The sequence below is a fragment of the Kineococcus indalonis genome (genome assembly GCF_009906395.1).
In the GTDB taxonomy this organism is placed as follows: Bacteria; Actinomycetota; Actinomycetes; order Actinomycetales; family Kineococcaceae; genus Kineococcus; species Kineococcus indalonis.
Genome location: NZ_JAAALM010000987.1, coordinates 1 through 563 on the forward strand (window position 1 = coordinate 1; position 563 = coordinate 563).

The window sequence follows — 563 nt, forward strand, 5'->3', positions numbered from 1 at the left end:
ATGCTGCCCGCCGCGCGGGCGGGGCGCAGGACCAGCGCGGCGCAGGCGGCGGCCGCGGCGGCCGCGGCGAGCACGCCGGCGACGACCGCGCCCCAGCCGCCGGCGTCGTGGGCGAGGCCGCCGAGCCAGCCCAGCACGCTGGAGCCGGCGTAGTAGCCGACGGTGTAGAGCGCGGAGGCCTGGGCGCGGGCGCCGGGGCGGGCCCGGGCCCCGGCCCAGCCGCTGGCGACGGCGTGCGCGGCGAAGAACCCCGCGGTCAGCAGCACCAGCCCGGCGGCGACGAGCAGCAGGGAGGCCGCCAGGGTCAGCGCGGCGCCGGCGGCGAGCACGGCGGTGGAGCCCAGCAGCACCCGCAACCGGCCCGCGGCGGCCAGGTGCCCGGCCAGCGCGGAGGAGGCGGTGCCGGCGAGGTAGACGACGAACAGCAGCCCCACCACGGTCTGCGACAGCGAGAAGGGCGGCGCCAGCAGGCGGAAGCCGACGTAGTTGTAGACGGTGACGAAGGCGCCCATGAGCAGCAGCCCCTGCGCGTAGAGGGCGAGCAGGCCCGGGTCGGCCAGGGC

General features: G+C 79.6%; 1 pseudogene. It reads right to left on the minus strand.

Annotation, left to right across the window (positions count from 1 at the left end):
- Positions 1-563: pseudogene (locus tag GTR00_RS25305) on the minus strand (MFS transporter); the annotation flags it as partial.